Below are 19702 nucleotides of genomic sequence, written 5' to 3'. Positions count from 1 at the left end.
AAAAGGCTATCTTCCAAGAAAAAGGAAGTAGCCTTTTTTATTTTCGAAAAACTTTGTTAAACGTAATGTTGATTGGAGCGGAAAGCGAGCACCTGAAGCGGAAATCAACAGACAAATTTAACAAAGCCTAAAAAAATAATCCCTGACATCTTCCTGACACATTGGACGTTTATTCTATGTTTGTAGGTAGGGAGCAACATAAAAAGCTAGACAAGGATGATGAAAGATTATCGCTATTTATTTGTATGATATAAATTGAAAAGAAAGGAAGAGAAATAATGAAAAAATGGTTAATAAGCATTGTTGTTATGATCGTCTTAATTGGAGGGGGTGCAGTGGCGTACAGCTACTATCATAATGATACTCAGGAAAATACAACGCCAAAAACACAGACTCAAACAGCTACGGCAGAAACAGGAACGATCGAGGTTACGGTGAGCGGGACCGGTAATATTTCATCGATCAATAAAGAAATGCTCACTTCTGAAGGAAATGCAACAGTAGACGAGGTTTTAGTTGCAGCAGGAGATACAGTTGCGGCAGGGGACGAACTGATTACATTTGAAGATGATCAATTAGATCCTATCACAGCGCCATTTGCAGGAGAAATTACAACTTTAAACGTTGAAGAAGATGGCACAGTCCAGATGGGTGCAGAATTAATTGAAGTGACCGATTATAGCAATTTAGAAATGATTGTAAACATTGATGAATTGGACATTGATAAGGTTCAGGTTGGACAAACCGCTAATATTGATGTAAGTGCTCTTCCTGACAGCGAATTTACTGGTACGGTTACAAGTGTTGCAAAAGAAGCAAACTCCGACTCAAGCAGTTCCGTTGCTAAATATAAAGTAAACCTTACCATCAATGAACCAACAGGAATTAAGGTTGGAATGACAGCAGAAGCAACGATCACAACAGAAAAGAAAGAAAATATTGTTACAGTTCCAGTCGCAGCGGTACAAAAGCAGGATGATGGATATTACGTGCTTGTTCCGTCAGATAACCAAACGACAGCTGAAACAACTGATCAAAATGAGAGTACTGCAACAACAACAGATGATAGCTCATCAACATCAATTCAAACAACCAAACAAACAATCGAAATCGGGCTTCAAAATGCAACAGTTGTGGAAATTGTAAGTGGACTTGCAGAAGGAGATACAGTGGTGCTTCCATCGTTAAACTCAGATAGCAGCAATAGCAGCAATGGAAATCAGAATGGGAATAGCTTCTTCTCAACTGGTGACATGGGGCAAGCACCACAAGGTGGAATGCCTCCTGGAGACCGTTCTAGCCAAGGAGGCGACAGTCAATGATGGAGGAGCAGCGAATCGTCGAAATAAAGAATTTAAAGAAGTATTATCAAATGGGTGGGGAAACATTAAAAGCCTTGGATGATGTCAGTTTTTCGGTTAATAATGGTGATTTCATCGCCATTATTGGCCCATCCGGTTCAGGAAAGTCCACTCTTATGAACATGATTGGTTGTCTGGATGTTCCCGATTCTGGAGAATACCACTTGGATGGAAAAGATGTATACTCGTTAAAAAATAAACAGCTGGCTTATGTTCGCAACCAAAAGATCGGCTTTATTTTTCAATCCTTCAATCTTTTGCCGAAGCAGACAGCTTATGAAAATGTTGAATTGCCGCTTATCTATCGTGGGCTTCACGCCAAAGAAAGAAAAGAAATTGTCATGGATGCTTTAAAAAAAGTTGGGTTAGAGGGCAGGGCAAATCATCGCCCGACAGAGCTTTCAGGTGGACAGCAGCAACGGGTAGCGATTGCCCGTGCCCTTGCGGGAAACCCGCCGATTCTGCTCGCAGACGAGCCCACTGGCGCTCTCGATAGTAAAACCGGTGCAGAAGTATTGAATTTAATGAAGGATCTAAATAAAGTAGGACACACGATTATTTTGATTACACATGATCTAGATATCGCCAAGCAAGCAAAAAAAGTAATTCACATCCATGATGGTCATATTTTAGAAGGGAAGGAGGTTGTTTACCATTGAAATTTGGTCAAGCATTAAAAATTGCCTTTAAAAATATCCGCTCAAATAAGCTTCGTTCGATGTTAACGATGCTTGGAATCATTATTGGTATTTCAGCGGTTATCGCTCTTGTCTCGTTAGGGCAAGGTGCATCACAATCTGTTTCTGATGATATTTCTGGGTTAGGTACGACCAAGGTTTCGATTAATTTGTCTGGAAACTCTGAGGAGGAAGTTGTAACGTATGATGATTTAATGGAATTTGAGGACCTGTCAGAGGTAGAGGCTGTTTCACCGACTACCTCAGGAAGTGGTACAGTTGCCAATGGTACCACAAGCTCGGACGATATTACCATTCAAGGGGTAACGCTTTTCTTTGAGACAGTCGAAGATACGTCAATGAAATCAGGCAGATTTCTCTTGCAAATTGATCAGGATAACCGTAATAAGGTAGTTGTCCTAGGGTCAAATGTTGCAACAGAATTATTTGGATTTACCAATCCGATTGATAAAGAGGTTAAAATTGATGGGACAACCTTCATCGTTGTGGGTGTACTTGCAGAGGAGGGGGATGAACTTCAAGGCTCTGTCGATGACCAAGTGTTGATTCCGTTTACAACTGCTCAGCGCTTTTTCGGGCAGACAGTCGTTACTTCTGCTGATGTGAAGATGAGCTCAGAGGACGCAGTTGATTTAGGTATGGCTAAGATGGAACGGACTTTATATATCCAATTTGGTGGAGATGATACGAGCTACAGTGTTCGAAATCAATCTGATATCGCGGAGGCATTAACGTCTGTTACGGATACAATGACGATGCTTCTAGCTGGAATAGCCGGAATATCTCTTATTGTTGGCGGAATTGGTATTATGAATATCATGCTAGTTTCCGTGACAGAAAGAACGAGAGAGATTGGAATTCGGAAAGCAATCGGAGCGAAGAAGAAGGATATACTTGGTCAGTTCTTAATTGAATCGATTGTACTAAGTGGAATCGGCGGAGTTCTCGGAGTTCTGATTGGTATTGGGAGTGCAGAAATTCTTTCAACAACGATGGATTATGCTGTGTCCATCTCGTGGTGGACAGTCGGAATCGCTGTTGGCTTCTCGGTCTTTATCGGTGTTGTGTTCGGAATCTTCCCTGCGAATAAGGCAGCTAATTTAAGCCCATTGGAGGCGTTGAGATACCAATAAGAACAGGCCTCTGATTATAGAGGCCTTTTCAAATACACAAACCTTTACAGAAAGAGAGGCAAACTCCTGTTTTTATTGTGATATACTAATGTTCAAAAAAATAAACAGGTGACAAGTGATGAAAACAATCCTGATTGTTGAAGATGAAATGACGATATCGATGGTGTTAGCGGCTTATTTAGAGAAAGAGGGGTATTCTGTCCATCAAGCCTATGATGGTCTTGAGGGAATTCAGAAGGTGGATGAAGTTCACCCATCGCTCGTATTATTGGATGTGATGATGCCACACATGGATGGCTGGAGTGTATTGGAAAAAATTCGAGAGAAAAGCTCCTGTCCGGTGATTATGTTAACGGCTTTATCGGATACAGATCAAAAATTAAAGGGGCTTGGCGGAGGAGCAGATGATTATATCACGAAGCCTTTTGTAGCGGAGGAAGTTGTGGCTAGAGTCAATGCCGTATTAAGACGATCCCTGCAATTACAAGAAAAAGAACAACTGAATCTCTATGGCTCGTTAAAAATAAACTTTTTAGCTCATCAGGTTTTATTAAATGGGGTTGAAATCATTTTTACTCCGCGAGATCTTTCCTTGTTCCTGTTTTTAGCCCAGCACCCCAATCAAACCTTTAATAGAGATCAATTAATCGAGAATGTATGGGGGTATGATTATGATGGAAGTGATCGGGCGGTCGATTTAGCGATAAAAAGAATTCGTAAATTATTAAAGGGATGGGATCCGGCAGATGGAGAAATTAAAACATTTCGCGGCTTGGGCTACCAGTTTTATGTTTCCTAAAAAAACAAAAAAGAAAACTCCACTTCTCTATCATTGGACAAAACGTTATTTAATCACATTAGTTAGTGGACTGTTGATCATCGGAGTCGTATCCGTTTTTTGGATTCATCATAATACTGTTCAAAATAAATTAGAATTAACAAAAATGCTATCCCAAGAGCTCGCCGATCGAGTCATAAATGACGAAGGGGAAATCATGCTTAACCAAAAGCTTCCCTTCATCCTAGAAGAACGGACCAAATTTTTAAATCCCGGCCTGCCGATGCGATTTTATATTAAAAATAGTGATGGTGAAGTGATTTCTCCTGAGGGGAAAGGCCCATCCAAGTTTGACAATACAGAGATTGACATCGTTCAATCACTTAATCTTCCTTCCGAAGTAACCGTTAAAAAAATCGAAATGGATTCACAGCGAAAGGACTATGTGGTGATATCGCCTATTCTATATGAAAAAAAGATTGTTGGAGCCGTCTATATTTTTCAGCCTGTTGATAAGCTAATTGATTTAAAACAACAAGATTACTATTTAGTGGCGTTATTGCTAGGAAGCCTAGCGCTTTTAGGCTGGCTCGTTATTTATTTTTTGTCAAAGAAGCTAGCAAAACCGGTTCTTCGTGTTGCAGAAGCAGCGGAGGAAGTGATTAAGGGAAATTATGAGGTAGAATTGAACGACGATGTTCAGGAGAAGGAGCTTTATCAATTAATGAATTCTTTTAAAGGGATGACTACCCGATTAGAGCAGCTTGAAACGTTAAGAACACAGTTGTTAGCAGGTGTCACCCATGAACTTAAAACTCCGATTACGTCAGTAAGCGCACTTGTTCAAGCGGTTAGGGATGATATTGTCAAAGGTGAGAAGCAAAAGGAATTTCTGCAGATGGCGTTGAAAGAATCCGAACGATTGCAAAGCATGGTTGAGGATTTAATCAGTTTTAATACGTTTAGTACTGGCTCGGTAAAAGTGGCAATGGAGAACATAAACGTAACCAAACTGATTAAGGAAATCGCCTATCAATGGGAAATTGTTCATCTTTCGCATTTTAATCATGTTAACTTAAAGTTTATAACGAACCAGGACAGTATTTTAACCGAGGCGGATCCTTTGCGAACACAACAAATCCTCGTTAATTTACTAAATAATAGCTTACATGCAGTAAAAGGAAGAACAGACGGAGAAATCACGGTATCCATTTATCAGGATGATAATTGGGTATCAATTGAAGTAGAGGATAATGGTTACGGAATATCAGTTGAAGAGCAGCCAAATGTGTTTGAAAGATTCTATCGCGGAAAAAATAAAAAACATGTAGAAAGAGGCCTAGGATTGGGCCTTCCCTATAGTCTTATTTTAGCCAAAGCCCAAGGTGGGAATCTTTCGTTAAAGGAAAGCTCGGAAAACGGCACAACCTTCCTACTGCAATTACCGAAACGATAGCCCCTGCAACGGAAAACAACAGAAGAGTTGATACAGCCCCAAAAATAATAATCAGTGTTCAATACCCTCAGCGTATTTGCTTGAGGGTTATTTTCCGTAATGTTATTAATTCTTTATGAATTTGGTAATAGAATGGACATACTTTTTGCATAAAATCATTTCTATGAATGTTCGAATCTAAATTTATGAAGTTAGGAGAATGCTGGTTTGAAAAAAAGAATACCGTACATCAAATATGGATTGGATCTGATCATGGGTGTTACCTTTGCTTTGTTTTACAATGATCGTGTGCTTGGCGGATTAGCGTTTCATGAAATTGCAGGTCTTGTTATTATTGGCGCTTTCTTAACCCACGTGTTACTCAATGTGAAATGGGTAAAGAATGTCACACTAAAATTGTTTAATCCGAAGCTGCCATGGAAAACAAGATTTGGCTATATATTAAATTTATTATTATTAATTACAATGACAGCAATTATTGTAACAGGAATCATTATCTCAAAAGTTGTTTTCCCTAATCTCACAGTAGGTAACGAGCGATGGATGCAAATGCTGCATATATCGGTTTCCTATCTAACCCTTGTTTTAGTCGCTATCCATGTTGGCCTGCATTGGCAATGGGTAATGAATCTATCGAAAAAAATCTTCAGGGTAAAGGCGCTCCCTAATTGGTTCGATTACGCAGTGAAAATTTCTGTGGTTGCCTTGTTCTTGTTTGGTGCGTTTGAAGTTTACACAACAGGTTTTGGGACAAGATTGGTTTCATCGGCAAGCATCTTCTCTAGTTCTGAGCAGGGGCAATTTGAGGGGAAACAGGGTGAAGGTTTTTCAAAAGGACAGTTTAGCGAAAACGGTCAGCCTCCTGAAGGCTTTGATGGGCAAATGCCAAATCGATCAGAAGGAAATTTTGAGGGACAAACACCACCAAATTGGGATGAAAGTGGAGAAATGCCGTCAAGATCTGAAAGTGGATTCAAAGCAAACGGCGAAATGCCAACCCGACCTGATGGTGATTTCCAAGGAAATGGCGAAGGTCACGGTGGGATAAGAGGAGAAAAAGGCGGATTCGGAGAGAGTCCTAATGCATTAGGAGTTATTGCCACTTACTTCGGCATCATGGCATTGTTTGTTATCCTTACTCATTATTTAGGGAAAATCAAGCTTAGAAAGAAATCAGTATTGGTTTCGTGATCGATAAAACGAAAATTGCCAACTTTATTTGGAAAGGAAGAAGAAAATGAAAAAATGGATTATTAGCATTTTGCTTGTCGCCGTTGTAGCAGGCGGCGGATACACCGCTTATAACTATTTTTCGAACAAAAATGAGACAGTAGCTGCTCCTGCCATGCAAACGCAAACTGCATCCGCGGAAATTGGTAATGTCGAAGTAGCGGTGAGTGGGACTGGAAATATTTCCGCCATTAATAAAGAAACGATAACTGCTGAAGGGAATGCCACCGTAGAAGAAGTGAATGTCGCAGTTGGAGATACAGTAACGGAGGGCGATGAACTTATTACTTTTGAAGATGATAAATTAGACCCTATTCTGGCTCCATTTTCTGGTGAAATTACGGCTCTAAATATTGAGGAAGATGGCAGTGTTCAAATGGGTACGGAGTTACTCACTGTAACAGACTACAATAATCTTGAAATGATTGTGAATGTCGATGAATTAGATATTGCAAAAGTACAAGCCGGGCAAACGGCTAAAGTTGAAGTGAGTGCGCTGAGTGACAAAGAATTTACCGGTACTGTTACGAGTGTAGCTAAAGAGGCAAATGAGGACTCCACAAGCTCCACTGCAAAATATCAGGTCAAGATCACGATTAATGAACCAACCGGCATCAAAATTGGGATGACGGCAGAAGCCACTATTACCACTGAGAAAAAGGAAAATGTTATTACGGTTCCAGTAGCTGCGATTCAAAAGCAAGATGATCAATATTACGTCTTAATCCCATCCGCGGACCAAGCTACTGCTCCTACTGAACAGGCTGATAGCACAGAAAATGAGGAAAGTACAACACAGACAATTCAAACAAAACAGCAAAACATTGAAATTGGGCTACAAAACGATACTGTCGTTGAAATCATTAGCGGTCTGACGGAAGGTGATGAAGTCGTGCTCCCTTCATTAAATTCAAATGACAGCAGCAACCAACGGAGTGGAAACATGTTCCAAGGTGGATTTCCAGGCGGTAATATGGGTCAAGGAGGTATGCCTCCAGGAGATCGTGGTGCCGGAAAAGGAGGTTTTGGACAATGATCGAGAGTCAGTCCATTGTCGAAATCAAACACTTATCTAAGTACTATAAAATGGGTGGCGAAACACTAAAGGCACTAGATGATATTAGTTTTTCCGTCAAAAAAGGTGATTTCGTAGCGATTATTGGTCCATCTGGCTCGGGGAAATCCACGCTTATGAATATGATCGGTTGCCTTGATGTCCCTGATAAAGGGGATTATCATCTTGACGGGAAAGATGTATTTTCATTGAAAAATAAGCAGTTAGCAGATGTTCGAAATCAGAAAATAGGGTTTATTTTCCAAGCGTTTAATCTATTACCGAAGCAGACTGCCTTTGAAAATGTTGAACTGCCACTTATCTATCGAGGCTTAAGTGGAGCAGAAAGAAGAGAAATCGTGATGAGTGCTCTTAAAAAGGTAGGATTAGAGTACCGTGCGCACCATCGGCCAACAGAATTGTCGGGAGGCCAGCAGCAGCGGGTCGCAATTGCCCGCGCTCTTGCAGGGAACCCGCCTATCCTCTTAGCAGACGAACCAACAGGGGCATTAGATAGTAAAACAGGTGCCGAGGTTTTGAAGCTAATGAAAGAGCTGAATCAACAGGGCCATACGATTATCTTAATCACGCACGATTTGGATATTGCAAAACAAGCGAAGCGAATTATTCGGATACATGACGGTAAGATTTTGAATGGGGAGGAGGTTGTTTTCCATTGAAATTTGGCCAGGCTTTGAAAATTGCTTTTAAAAATATTTTAGCGAATAAGCTCCGTTCGATTTTAACGATGCTCGGGATTATCATTGGCATTTCAGCTGTGATTGCGCTCGTTTCCCTCGGGCAAGGTGCGTCAAAATCAGTATCAGATGATATATCAGGTCTAGGAACAACAAAGGTTTCGATAAACTTATCAGGTAATTCCGAAGAGGAAGTAGTAACCTTTGATGATGTCATGGCCTTTGAGGATCTGTCAGAGGTTGAGGCTGTTGCACCAACCGTTTCCGGAAGCGGGACACTTAAGAACGGAACCACTAGTATGGAAGGTGTAACTATTCAAGGCGTGACACCTTCTTATGAAAAAGTAGAAGACACCGCCGTCCGGTCTGGTCGTTTCGTTTTACCTTTGGACCAGGATAATCGCAATAAAGTCGTAGTGCTGGGGTCAAATGTCGCAGTCGAGCTATTCGGATTCACTAATCCAGTTGATAAGGAAGTGAAAATCGATGGATCGACATTTAAAGTGATTGGGGTCCTTGCCGTAGTGGGGGATGAATTACAGGGTTCCGTTGATGATAAAGTGCTTATTCCGTTTTCAACGGCCCAGCGTTTTTTAGGTCAAACGGTTGTTACTTCAGCTAGTGTGAAAATGACGTCTGAAGATACAGTCGATCGAGGAATGGCGAAAATCGAGCGAAACTTATATATTGCATTTGGTGGCGATGATACAAGCTATAATGTCCGCAACCAGGCTGATATCGCTGAGGCGCTAACCTCTGTTACGGATACGATGACGATGCTATTAGCAGGTATTGCTGGAATTTCGTTAATTGTCGGTGGAATTGGGATCATGAATATTATGCTCGTTTCGGTTACAGAAAGAACGAGAGAAATCGGAATTCGCAAAGCCATTGGCGCAAAAAAGAAAGATATTCTTGGTCAATTTTTAATTGAAGCAATCGTCCTCAGCGGAATTGGCGGTATTCTTGGTGTGCTGATTGGGATTGGCAGTGCCCAAATTCTTTCTGCAGCATTAGATTATGCAGTATCCATATCTTGGTGGGCGGTTGGTCTCGCAGTTAGTTTTTCTGTGATCATCGGCATTGTGTTCGGAATCTTCCCAGCCAATAAAGCAGCAAACCTAAGTCCATTAGAGGCATTACGATATCAATAGGATTGAAAAAAGTAGAGGGAGATTGCCCTCTACTTTTTTAATAAAATAAAGATTAGAATGGTTCTAAAATACGGATAGGAGCCCGAAACCTCCGAATAAGATTCCAAAATCTCCGGATAAGAGCCCGAAACCTACGGAAGTTGCAAATCCACGGATAAGAGGTTGGAATCCACGGATAAAAGCTGTTAATCCACAATAGAAGTCATAAATCATAGAAAAAAGGTCAGAATCTACGGACAGCAGTTATAAATCGCATTGATAAAGGTTAAAGTCCATGGATAGGACACAGAAACCCACGGAAAAAAGGCCGGAATCCTGTTTAAATAGCGGAAATTCAAGATGCAAAGAGCCGAACGGCTATCCGCCCGGCTCCTTAATAAACAACAATCGCTTGTTTCCCCATTTGTTCCCACGCTTGAATAAAACTGTCGCGCTCCACTTTTTGATTTTTAACACCAAAAGGGTTGTTAATGTAAATGTTGGCACTATCAAAACCCGTTATCACGACGCTGTGCATTTTATACGTAATGTCGACTACTCCTTGAGGGGTCTGCCAAGTCTGAAATTCTGATACAGGTGCAAAGGTAGATGTCGTAATAATCCAAACAGGGTGTCCTTCCCCAACCTTTTTAAGGAGGAGATCAAACGGTTGACCTGTCAGATCCTCAGCACGATCCCCAACGTATTTTTTAGCCAAATCCATTATAGGGCCATGATATACGCCTAATCCTGGTCCATCCTCCATATTTCCGACAAAGCCGGAATTAGGGTTTCCGTATTCACCATTACTATATTTTAATGGAACTCTAGTCACCGCCTGAGCCAATTCATTTTTGGTGACCGAAAGTCCTTCAAACTTTAGAATCATTGCCAGGCTCGTAACCTCGCAGCCATTATACAATCTAGGGCTATCCATTTGGTTAAGGAGGGGGACATCCAGCTGAATTTCCGTAACAACTTTTTCTTCTTGTTCCGGGATACTGTTTATTACATTTTCAGGATTGGCTGTAGTTTCTGCTTGTTTAGTAGAAGTCGAATCTACCTTTGGTGAAATCTTTACAGTCGCATCTGTTTCAAAAGAACTTGAATCTATTAAAAAGCTGAAACCTAGAATTAGCGCACCAATCCCGGCAGCATATAGTTTCTTCAAAGGTCATTCCTCCTATTAAAATCTATTTATCTGTGTAAGACTGCTCATTGGGTGGGGGGATAAAAGAATGAGAAAGAGGACGAATAAAACCGAGGTTGAGTTTTTCATAGAATCAGCGTACGAAACAAAAATGAACAGGATATGACAAAACTATTAACTAGAATGGAAGATTGTATGAAAGATTCGCGTGGACTCTTACGGAGGCAAAATAAAAAAGAGTGACCACAAAGCCCGCTTCATCTAGCGAACCTTTGATCACTCTTTTATGAAAAATATTATTATACTGTTAACTCTGCTCCAGCCATTTGCTTAGCCGTTTCGCGGGCTTTTTCCTTTGCAGCTTCGAGGATTTCCTCAACTTGTTTAGGGAAGTAGTCAAATCCTTCTGCGACAACCGTATCAAGAACCTCAATGCCTAAAAACTTAAGCGCGATTTTTAAATAGCGGTCGCCGGACTCTAACTCAGCCATTGGCGTGTTCGTGTACAATCCGCCACGCGTTTGAATGTGCACGGCCTTCTTCCCGCTTAAAGCCCCTTTTGCGCCTTCAGGAGTATAATTGAAGGTCTTTCCTGATACAAATAAGTTATCCATATACTGTTTTAAAACCGGAGGAGAACTTAAATTCCAAACCGGTGAAACAAACACAAAATAATCATAATTGACAAACTCATCCGCAACCGCATGCATTGCCAAATATTTTTCTCTTTCGCCTTCTTCTAATTCCTCAAGCTTATATCCGTAGCCGCCAATCTTGCCGCGTGCTGACACTAATTCTGCATCCATTTGCGGAATGTCGGCCTCAAATAAATCAATTTTCTTTATTTCAGCATCAGGTAGTTCCGCTTGAAATGCCTCAAGAAACGCTTCACCAATTTGAAGCCCCTTCGATTTTTCCAAACCTTTAGGATTCGCAGTAATATATAGCAATTTCGCCATCAGTCATCATTCCCATCATCAAAACTTTATTTATATTATATTAAAATAAAGACAGCTCATCGTTAGAGAAATCATGAATTTCTTGAACATTAAGTGTCGTTCAATAGGGGCTATATCCGTACGAAGCCAAAACAAAAAAAGAAGCCGGCCAACGCGGCCGGCTTTAGAAAATAGAGAGGTTTTACAAAATAACTTTAAAACAGAAAGATTGGTACATCAGTAACCTTAGAAGAATCTAAGGGTTTGAAAATCGAGGATCCTTAAGTTTTTCGATTTTCGAGTAGAAGGTTTTTTCCGAACCTTCATATATTAAGCTTATAGTTAATAAGTTAATCAAGATGCTGCGTTTCGCAACCTCTTGCCTTGCTATGTCTTTATAATAATCGGTAGGTATGTAGAACTTATGGGGAACTTATGTGGAAGTTGTGAAGATTGATTTTTTTATATCGCTATGAAATTTGTCTGTTGATTTCCGCTCCAGGTGCTCCCGCACCTTAGGGGGAGTCCGGGAGCCTCCTCGGCGCAAGCGCCTGTGGGGTCTCCCATGACACCTTCTCCCGCAGGACGTGAATAATCATCCTTGAATGAACACCGCACGATAAAATGCCTAAGCATTTTAGAGGAGTCTCGCACCTTCCGCTCCAATCAACATAATGTACAAAATCAATTATTAGTTTTAACATAACCTTTTAATAAAAAATGGACAAAAAAAGAGGCCGGCCTACGTGGCCGGCTTTGAAAATAGAGAGGTTTTACAAAATAACTTTAAAACAGAAAGATTGGTACATCAGTGACCTTAGAAGAATCTAAGGGTTTGAAAATCGAGGATCCTTAAGTTTTTCGATTTTCGGGTAGAAGGTTTTTTCCGAACCTTCATATATTAAGCTTGTAGTTAATTAGTTGATCAAGATGCTGCGATTTCGCAACCTCTTGCCTTGCTATGTCTTTATAATAACGGGTAGGTTTGTAGAACTTATGGGGAACTTATGTGGAAGTTGTGAAGATTGATTTTTTTAAATCGCTATGAAATTTGTCTGTTGATTTCCGCTCCAGGTGCTCCTGCACCTTAGGGGGAGTCCGGGAGCCTCCTCGGCGCAAGCGCCTGTGGGGTCTCCCGTGACACCTTCTCCCGCAGGAGTCTCGCACCTTCCGCTCTAATCAACATTCACCATTAACAAAAACAATAAAACAGGCGGGGCTCTATAGCCCAACCTGTTAAAACGGAGTTAAATATGCATAAATTTTACACAAACCGGATCAGGTACGGTTACATCTGACTGTAAAAGGGTTAGCTTTCCAGTTTCAGTGTCTCTGGCAAAGAGGGCGAGATTACTCGATTCCTGATTAGCGGCAATGATGAACTTTTCGCTTGGATCAAGTACAAAATCGCGCGGCCAGTTTCCGGCAGTTGATGTGTGTTCGATAAAGGTTAATTTATTTGATTGTTGGTCTATGCTGAAAACGGCGATGCTGTCATGGCCCCGGTTCCCCGCATATAAAAATCTTCCATCAGAAGAAATATGAATCGCACTGCCTTGATTATTTTCGGTAAAGTCAGCCGGAATAGTTGTAATTGCTTGCTCCTCAGTTAATTGACCATTTTCTGAATCATAGTTTAAAACAAGAACCTTCGAACTAAATTCCGTCATCACATAAGCGAATTTTCCGTTCGGATGAAAGACGAGATGTCGAGGTCCGCTCCCAGGTTTAACCGCTAAACTGCTCACTTTTGTTAAGGAGCCACCGTTTAACTCGTATGTAATCACTTCATCAATGCCTAAATCTACGGCGACAATATACTTTTCGTCTGGGGTAAATCCGGCGAAATGGGCATGCGCTTTTTCTTGGCGAGGATCTGGTCCTGCACCTTCGTGCTGAGCAACGACTGGCTCACCGTATATTTCCCCGGTTTCTTTATCAACTTCATAAGCTTCAATCGTGCCTTTGTGATAATTGGCAGATAGGACCGTTTGGGTTTGACGGTCAACACTCACATGGCAAGGTGGAGCCCCCACAGCAAATTGGCTGTTCAAAAGGGTTAAGTCGCCTGTTTGTTTATTTAAAGTAAACGCGGAAATTCCGCCCAATTCGTCTTTTTTTGCAACAGCATACACGAACTGATTATCGCGGCTAATCGTTAAATAGGTAGGATTATCAAGCTTTGCTGCCGTCTTAACTGCATCTATCTTTTGATTTTCAATATCTAATAAAAAGGAATAGATTCCCTCGCTTGCGCCTTTTGTATAGGTTCCTACAAACCCAATAATTTGTTTGTGGTTCATCTCAGATGTTCCTCCTACATTTTTTAGGTTTTATTATATCAAGATTGCGCTCGTTTCTCCAAAAATTGATATTTAGCAAAAATAATATGGAATGAAGATACGATTGCATTAAGTTGTGAAACCCTCTAAAATTATTGGGATAATTACCTGCTTCGTCGAAAAAATAGCATGAAGTGATGGCTATCCTTCATAGGATTAATTGATAAATGATAAAGGACTGGAACATATATGGGAAAACGAATTCTGTATTACCTTACAGGCTTGTTTATTGCCTGTTTAGGTGTAAGCTTCATTATTCATTCTAAAGCAGGGGCCGGCCCTTGGGATATTGTCAATATGGGATTAACAGAAAAGCTGGGCTTTACGTTAGGAACGTGGATGGCCCTTTCGCAAGCATTTTTTCTCCTGTTAAACGCGGTTATTTTAAAAAGGAGACCCGAATATGAATCGATTATCACCATTCTTATTTGGGGATTTGTGATCGATTTCTGGATGGAAATCGTGTTCAAGAATTTAGATTTAGCTTTAGCACCGGCCTACATTAAATGGAGTGTTTTCATCCTTGGCGTTTTATTAGTGGGCATGGGCGTAGGCATTTATTTACCCTCCAATCTTCCAAGGATGCCGTACGATGGAACGATGGTGGCGCTCAGCAACAGATTTAAAATCGGCTTAAACCTGTCGCGAACCATCTTAGAGGGTTCTGCTGTTGTGCTTGGATTCATAATCGGCGGGACTGTTGGCATTGGGCTTGGGACATTGGTTATTTTTATAAGCATTGGTCACATTATTCAATTTTTTAATAGGGTATCGGTGAATTTATATAACAAAAAAATTATTTATTAATGAGGTCTGGCGCGAGCCGGGCCTTTTGTATTTCCGAGGTCTAGGTCTACTTTTAAAAAAATAAAATGGAATAGAGTGAAACTTTACTGTGGAGGTGTCACGGTTGGCTGATAAATTTGTAAAGCAAATGACCTCCGTACCAGGACCGAAATCGATGGAAATAATGGAACGCCGCAAACAATATGTACCCAAGGGGATCAGTAATAATTGCTCCTCTTTTGTAAAAAAAGCAGCGGGTGCGGTTGTTGAGGACGTGGATGGCAATACGTATATTGATTTTGCCGGTGCAATTGGCACCCTAAATGTTGGCCACTGTCATCCGAGTGTTGTGGCTGCACTCGAGGATCAGATTAGTCAATTTATCCACACCGGATTTAATGTGATGATGTATGAATCATATATCGATTTGGCGGAGCGGCTTTGTAAGCTTACCCCTGGTCAATTCCCAAAGCAAGCGGCATTTTTTAACAGCGGGGCGGAGGCAGTTGAGAACGCCGTAAAAATCGCTCGTAAATTTACAAAGCGACAAGGGATTATTGCTTTTTCAAGAGGCTTTCACGGACGAACATTATTGGCGATGACGATGACAAGTAAGGTTAAACCTTATAAGTATGGCTTTGGCCCTTTTGCCCCAGAAGTTTATAAAGCCCCTTACCCCTATTCATTTCGCCGCCCCGAAGGGATGTCAGAAAAGAAATACAACGAAATGATGATTGAGCAATTTGAACAGTTTCTCCTTGCCGAGGTGGCACCTGAAACGATTGCTGCGGTCGTGATGGAGCCCGTTCAAGGAGAGGGAGGGTTTATCGTTCCTAGTGTCGAATTTGTTCAGAGGGTACGTGACATCTGTACTGAGCACGGAATTCTGTTTATTGCGGATGAAATTCAAACAGGCTTTGCCCGGACCGGGAAGTATTTCGCGATTGAACATTTTGGAGTAGTTCCCGACTTAATCACTGTCTCGAAGTCGATGGGGGCAGGGTTACCGATCAGCGGTGTCATTGGCCGAGCGGAAATCATGGATGCTCCTGATGTGGGTGAAATTGGTGGAACGTATTGCGGCAGTCCGCTTGGGTGCCGAGCCGCACTGGCAGTTTTAGACATTATCGAAAGCGAAAAGTTAAATGAGCGGGCCGTGAAATTAGGGGAAAGAGTTAGGGCGAGAATGGTTGCCTTAGCAGAGCGGTTTGAGCAGGTCGGCGAGGTTCGCGGACTCGGGGCTATGTATGCCATGGAGTTAGTGAACGGGGGAGCGGATAAAACCCCAAATAAGGCGGCGGTTGGTCAGATTATTAAAGCCGCTGGGGAACGTGGCTTGCTCCTGTTAAGTGCAGGGTTGTATGGGAATGTACTCCGCATTTTAATGCCGATTACGATAACGGATGAGCAGCTTGATGAAGGGTTAGCCATTTTAGAGGAAGCAATGGATGTGGTCTTGGGTTCAAGTGTTTAATTTTAATAGTAGATTAAGATTTTTAAAGCTAGGTTGGGGGTTGGGAAATTGAAAATCTATCCAATGTATATTGATGGGTCTTGGGTTGGCGAAGAATATCAGGAGTTAACCAAGGTTGTAAATCCTGCAACAAATGAAGTGATTGGATCAGTTCCCACGGGAGGAGCAGCTGAAGCCACCCAGGCGGTTGATGCCGCAGTGACGGCGTTTAAGAGCTGGTCACGGTGGACAGCGGAAGAGCGCTATAAAGTTTTAATGAAATGGCATTATTTAATAAATGAACATAAATATGAGATTGCAAAAGTGATGACGATGGAACAAGGGAAGCCGTTAAAAGAAGCGTTAGGTGAGGTTGTCTATGCGAATGGATTTATCTCCTGGTTTGCTGAAGAAGGGAAACGGGTTTATGGGGAAACAATCCCTGCATCCGCACCAAATAAGCGCATTCTTGTCCGCAAGGAACCAGTCGGTGTCATCGCGGCGATTACGCCTTGGAACTTTCCTGCGGCGATGATTACCCGGAAAGTGGGGCCGGCCTTGGCAGCAGGCTGTACGGCAGTAGTCAAGCCTGCCGGACAAACGCCGCTTACCGCGTTAAAATTAGCCGAGTTAGCTCATGAAGCAGGAGTGCCGAGTGGTGTATTGAATATTGTTACCGGCCGCTCCGGGGAAATTGGAGAAGCTTGGCTGAAAGATCCACGCGTCACCAAAATAACTTTTACCGGATCAACCGAGGTTGGAAAGACGCTGATGCGCGGTGCTGCCGAAAACGTAAAAAAGGTATCGTTAGAGCTGGGCGGTAATGCTCCATTTATCGTGATGGACGATGCTGATTTGGGGAAGGCTGCAGTTGGGTTGGTACAGTCGAAATTCCGAAATGCGGGCCAGACGTGTATTTGTACAAACCGCGTTTATGTTCAGGAAAGTGTTGCCGAGCAATTTGTAGAGCTTTTTCAAGCAGAACTGGCCAAATTAAGGGTTGGCAATGGGCTTGAAGATGGAATCGATGTTGGACCGTTGATTGACCAAGCTGCTTTAGCAAAGGTTGAATCGTTTGTAGAGGATGCTCTTAAAAAAGGTGGCAAGGTTACGTTTAGCGGTGAAAAGCCTGCTGCGGCCAGCGGTTATTTTTATGCACCAACCATTTTAACCGGAATTCATGAGGAAATGGAGTGTATGAAGGACGAAATCTTCGGACCGCTTGCCCCGATTTCCACTTTTAAAACAGAAGAGGAAGTTATTGCGCGCGCCAACGATTCTCGTTATGGATTGGCTGCCTACGTCTATACGAATGATTTAAGCCGATCGTTTAGAATAACCGAGCAGCTCGAATACGGAATTATCGGGTTGAACGATGCCCTTCCTTCCGTACCACAAGCCCCATTTGGTGGCTATAAGGAAAGCGGCCTCGGCAGAGAAGGCGGACACTACGGAATCGACGAGTTTTTAGAGATTAAATACATTTCTATTGGATTTGATATATAAGGGTTGCTGTGTTGCTTTAAAGTGCTGGGGGACAGTCCCCCGGTACTTTAAAGCGGTGCAGTGGGGGCTGATTTGTTTGTAATGTCTAGTAGCTTGAACATTGTATGGACAGGCTTTTTTATATTAAAATAGTTATAACTCTAGTTTTAGAACTACTATAAAGGTTGGCAGAGAGGGGCGATAGTGTGCAGGTAAAGGTATTTGCAAATCTAAGGGATATTTGCGGTGGAGTAACCGTTGAAGTTCTACCAAAAGGCGATCGCGTAATAGATGTGCTTGATAGAATGATAGAAATGTACCCCGAATTAAATGATGAAATTTTTACCGAAGAAAGATCGCTTAAACCATTTGTCCATGTTTATGTAAACGGAAGAAATATTGTTCATGAAGACGGGCTGGAGACGAAGGTAAAAGATACCGATCAGTTTGCGCTTTTCCCTCCGGTTGCTGGAGGGTAAAATGGTCTTCATTGGACAAAACCGTTTATTTGTAAGGAGTGCGTTTTTGTGATTAGTCGCGATTTAGAGTTTCGTGGAATCAACCGCACCCATCTCGAAATGTATTTTGAAGAGCTAGGTGGCAAGCGGGAGCCGTCGAAGTCGTCATTTCCTATTGTTTTTAATGGCGTGGATGATAACTGGGAAGGTCATATCTTGTCTGAAGCAGAGCTCTCGTTTACGTCAGTGTTTACAGTTAACGCAGTGATGATTCGCTTTGTTGCCGAAGATGAAGTGAAGTTAGAAGAGTTAATAAAACGTTATCGATATAAAACGACTAGGGTCGGAGGCTGAGCGAATGTGCTTGGTCTCTGGCTTTTTTTGTTTGGGTTGGGGCAAAATTCATGTCCTTGGCTTTTTTATTTTTGCGGAGGTAAAGGGAAATATACTCTCCCTTTGTTGGAGCCTTGCTTTTGGAGATTCATAGAGTTGAGAAGGCGGGCCGCCTTCCGTCTTTCTTCAATGTGAGTCTGTTCCCTAAATTGTTGGTTATTGATCGTGGGGTTTATCGTTAAAAAATAATCATGAATCTTTTGTTCATGCGCCGTCCCCGATTTGTGGCCGCATGTTAGGCACTCCCATGTCGCATAGGAATAGACCATCGGCCTCGAAAAACATATTTGACATGAGACACCGGTAAGTGTGTCCTCTTTTGGAATGGAAAAATGTTTTAAGATATTAACATCGAGTGTTTCATTGTTTTTTAATAAAATTTTGGCAAGCTTTTTCCGCTCTTTCGTTGTCATGTACTCAGTTTGGTACATTTTCTCAAACAGCTTTATTTTTTCAAATATATTAATGCCACGGCAAATTTTCCAATTATGATCGGAATACCCGATTGTTTTGATGTTTCCGTTACTGTTTGAAAAAGCCACCAAGAAATCAACAGGTATAATGGGAAGTTTATGCTCATCAAGCCATTGAATGAATTGCATTCTTTGGTGTTGGACTTGTGAAAGAGGATTATCGTAAACTTTTATGATTCCGCTCTTTTCTTGGATTAATTGCCCTTTTGTGTGGTCAACGGTTAGATCGCCTGTCAGATTTTTAGATTCAATAGGGAGCAAAAAGTTGTTCGAGAGGAGAAGATGATCGATTTGGAAGTAGCGGTCTTTATTTTTAAGACGGATACCGGGGATGATGTCGTATTTCTCCATATCCAATTTGCCCAAATGATAGTCAATCGATTTTTCTCCATAATATCCGGATAGTTTAATAGATAGTTCATTATGAATATCATTAAGTTTCGGGTGATTTGGGGGAAGGTTTCGAATCAACGCCTCACATTTAAGCACGAATAATGGAATGTTTCTTTCAAATAAGAACATTTGCGTGTCTCTCCTTTTTATTTTTTAAAAATAGATAAAAATAGTTGTTTGAAATTGAGTTTTTGTGAAATTACGTTAGTTTTGGAAGGGAAAGTGGGTATTTTTTGTTTACAACGCTTGATTTTTTGTGAGGAGGGCATGATTTTTAGTGAAATTTGCTT

General features: G+C 41.5%; 18 protein-coding genes. 14 read left to right on the top strand and 4 right to left on the bottom strand.

The genetic code is table 11. From position 1 onward, the window contains the following. Positions 1-278 precede the first annotated feature (278 nt). The 9 genes from ACI48O_RS06410 (at position 279) to ACI48O_RS06370 (ending at position 9562) form a co-directional block, all read left to right on the top strand. The gene (locus tag ACI48O_RS06410) at positions 279-1322 is read left to right on the top strand and encodes an efflux RND transporter periplasmic adaptor subunit (RefSeq protein WP_435560910.1); all 1044 of its coding nucleotides are present in this window, start codon (positions 279-281) and stop codon (positions 1320-1322) included. Next, a complete protein-coding gene (locus tag ACI48O_RS06405; RefSeq protein WP_435560909.1) occupies positions 1319-2020 on the top strand; it encodes an ABC transporter ATP-binding protein in 702 nt (233 codons plus the stop codon). Before ACI48O_RS06410 ends, ACI48O_RS06405 begins: the two co-directional genes overlap by 4 nt. Next, on the top strand, positions 2017-3192 hold the full coding sequence (locus tag ACI48O_RS06400; RefSeq protein WP_435560908.1) for an ABC transporter permease: 1176 nt from the start codon (positions 2017-2019) through the stop codon (positions 3190-3192). The genes ACI48O_RS06405 and ACI48O_RS06400 overlap by 4 nt, the downstream gene beginning before the upstream one ends. Before the next feature lie 118 nt (positions 3193-3310). Next, positions 3311-3991 (top strand): response regulator transcription factor, encoded by a 681-nt coding sequence (locus tag ACI48O_RS06395; protein ID WP_435560907.1) that lies wholly within the window; start codon positions 3311-3313, stop codon positions 3989-3991. After that, positions 3939-5426: a HAMP domain-containing sensor histidine kinase gene (locus ACI48O_RS06390; protein WP_435560906.1), complete on the top strand. Its 1488-nt coding sequence runs from the start codon at positions 3939-3941 to the stop codon at positions 5424-5426. The genes ACI48O_RS06395 and ACI48O_RS06390 overlap by 53 nt, the downstream gene beginning before the upstream one ends. A 207-nt stretch (positions 5427-5633) precedes the next feature. Then, positions 5634-6617: a DUF4405 domain-containing protein gene (locus tag ACI48O_RS06385; RefSeq protein WP_435560905.1), complete on the top strand. Its 984-nt coding sequence runs from the start codon at positions 5634-5636 to the stop codon at positions 6615-6617. A 46-nt stretch (positions 6618-6663) separates the two neighbouring features. Next, the gene (locus ACI48O_RS06380; protein WP_435560904.1) at positions 6664-7692 is read left to right on the top strand and encodes an efflux RND transporter periplasmic adaptor subunit; all 1029 of its coding nucleotides are present in this window, start codon (positions 6664-6666) and stop codon (positions 7690-7692) included. After that, the gene (locus tag ACI48O_RS06375) at positions 7689-8390 is read left to right on the top strand and encodes an ABC transporter ATP-binding protein (RefSeq protein WP_435560903.1); all 702 of its coding nucleotides are present in this window, start codon (positions 7689-7691) and stop codon (positions 8388-8390) included. Before ACI48O_RS06380 ends, ACI48O_RS06375 begins: the two co-directional genes overlap by 4 nt. Then, positions 8387-9562 carry an ABC transporter permease gene (locus ACI48O_RS06370; RefSeq protein ID WP_435560902.1) on the top strand — a complete coding sequence of 392 codons (1176 nt, stop codon included), beginning with the start codon at positions 8387-8389 and terminating at the stop codon, positions 9560-9562. Before ACI48O_RS06375 ends, ACI48O_RS06370 begins: the two co-directional genes overlap by 4 nt. Before the next feature lie 373 nt (positions 9563-9935). On the opposite strand, the gene ACI48O_RS06365 is transcribed toward ACI48O_RS06370, so the two are convergent. The 3 genes from ACI48O_RS06365 to ACI48O_RS06355 all read right to left on the bottom strand — a co-directional run bounded on the left by ACI48O_RS06365 (position 9936) and on the right by ACI48O_RS06355 (position 13932). Further along, positions 9936-10712, bottom strand: coding sequence for a C39 family peptidase (locus ACI48O_RS06365; RefSeq protein ID WP_435560901.1), 777 nt, complete (start codon positions 10710-10712; stop codon positions 9936-9938). A 278-nt stretch (positions 10713-10990) separates the two neighbouring features. Further along, the gene (locus tag ACI48O_RS06360; protein WP_435560900.1) at positions 10991-11650 is read right to left on the bottom strand and encodes an FMN-dependent NADH-azoreductase; all 660 of its coding nucleotides are present in this window, start codon (positions 11648-11650) and stop codon (positions 10991-10993) included. 1226 nt (positions 11651-12876) lie between these two features. After that, the gene (locus tag ACI48O_RS06355; RefSeq protein ID WP_435560899.1) at positions 12877-13932 is read right to left on the bottom strand and encodes a lactonase family protein; all 1056 of its coding nucleotides are present in this window, start codon (positions 13930-13932) and stop codon (positions 12877-12879) included. A 228-nt stretch (positions 13933-14160) separates the two neighbouring features. Here ACI48O_RS06355 and ACI48O_RS06350 point away from each other — a divergent pair, with 228 nt between their 5' ends. The 5 genes from ACI48O_RS06350 to ACI48O_RS06330 all read left to right on the top strand — a co-directional run bounded on the left by ACI48O_RS06350 (position 14161) and on the right by ACI48O_RS06330 (position 18507). Continuing rightward, on the top strand, positions 14161-14778 hold the full coding sequence (locus ACI48O_RS06350; RefSeq protein WP_435560898.1) for a YczE/YyaS/YitT family protein: 618 nt from the start codon (positions 14161-14163) through the stop codon (positions 14776-14778). Positions 14779-14881: 103 nt separating this feature from the next. After that, entirely contained in the window at positions 14882-16231 is a 1350-nt protein-coding gene (gabT, locus tag ACI48O_RS06345) for a 4-aminobutyrate--2-oxoglutarate transaminase (RefSeq protein WP_435560897.1), read from the top strand. Between the two features lie 63 nt (positions 16232-16294). Then, positions 16295-17716 (top strand): NAD-dependent succinate-semialdehyde dehydrogenase, encoded by a 1422-nt coding sequence (locus tag ACI48O_RS06340; RefSeq protein ID WP_435561040.1) that lies wholly within the window; start codon positions 16295-16297, stop codon positions 17714-17716. Positions 17717-17901: 185 nt separating this feature from the next. Beyond that, on the top strand, positions 17902-18174 hold the full coding sequence (locus ACI48O_RS06335) for a ubiquitin-like small modifier protein 1 (protein WP_435560896.1): 273 nt from the start codon (positions 17902-17904) through the stop codon (positions 18172-18174). Positions 18175-18222: 48 nt separating this feature from the next. Further along, positions 18223-18507: a MoaD-like domain-containing protein gene (locus ACI48O_RS06330; protein WP_435560895.1), complete on the top strand. Its 285-nt coding sequence runs from the start codon at positions 18223-18225 to the stop codon at positions 18505-18507. A gap of 65 nt (positions 18508-18572) precedes the next feature. Here ACI48O_RS06330 and ACI48O_RS06325 read toward each other — a convergent pair whose 3' ends face one another. Beyond that, on the bottom strand, positions 18573-19541 hold the full coding sequence (locus tag ACI48O_RS06325) for a nuclease-related domain-containing protein (RefSeq protein WP_435560894.1): 969 nt from the start codon (positions 19539-19541) through the stop codon (positions 18573-18575). Between the last annotated feature and the right edge of the window lie 161 nt (positions 19542-19702).

Origin of the sequence: Neobacillus terrisolis, assembly GCF_051233475.1 — a bacterium.
Lineage (GTDB): Bacteria > Bacillota > Bacilli > Bacillales > Cytobacillaceae > Bacillus_BU.
The sequence above is the reverse complement of the archived record's forward strand: the minus strand, read 5'-3'. Positions and strand labels throughout refer to the sequence as shown.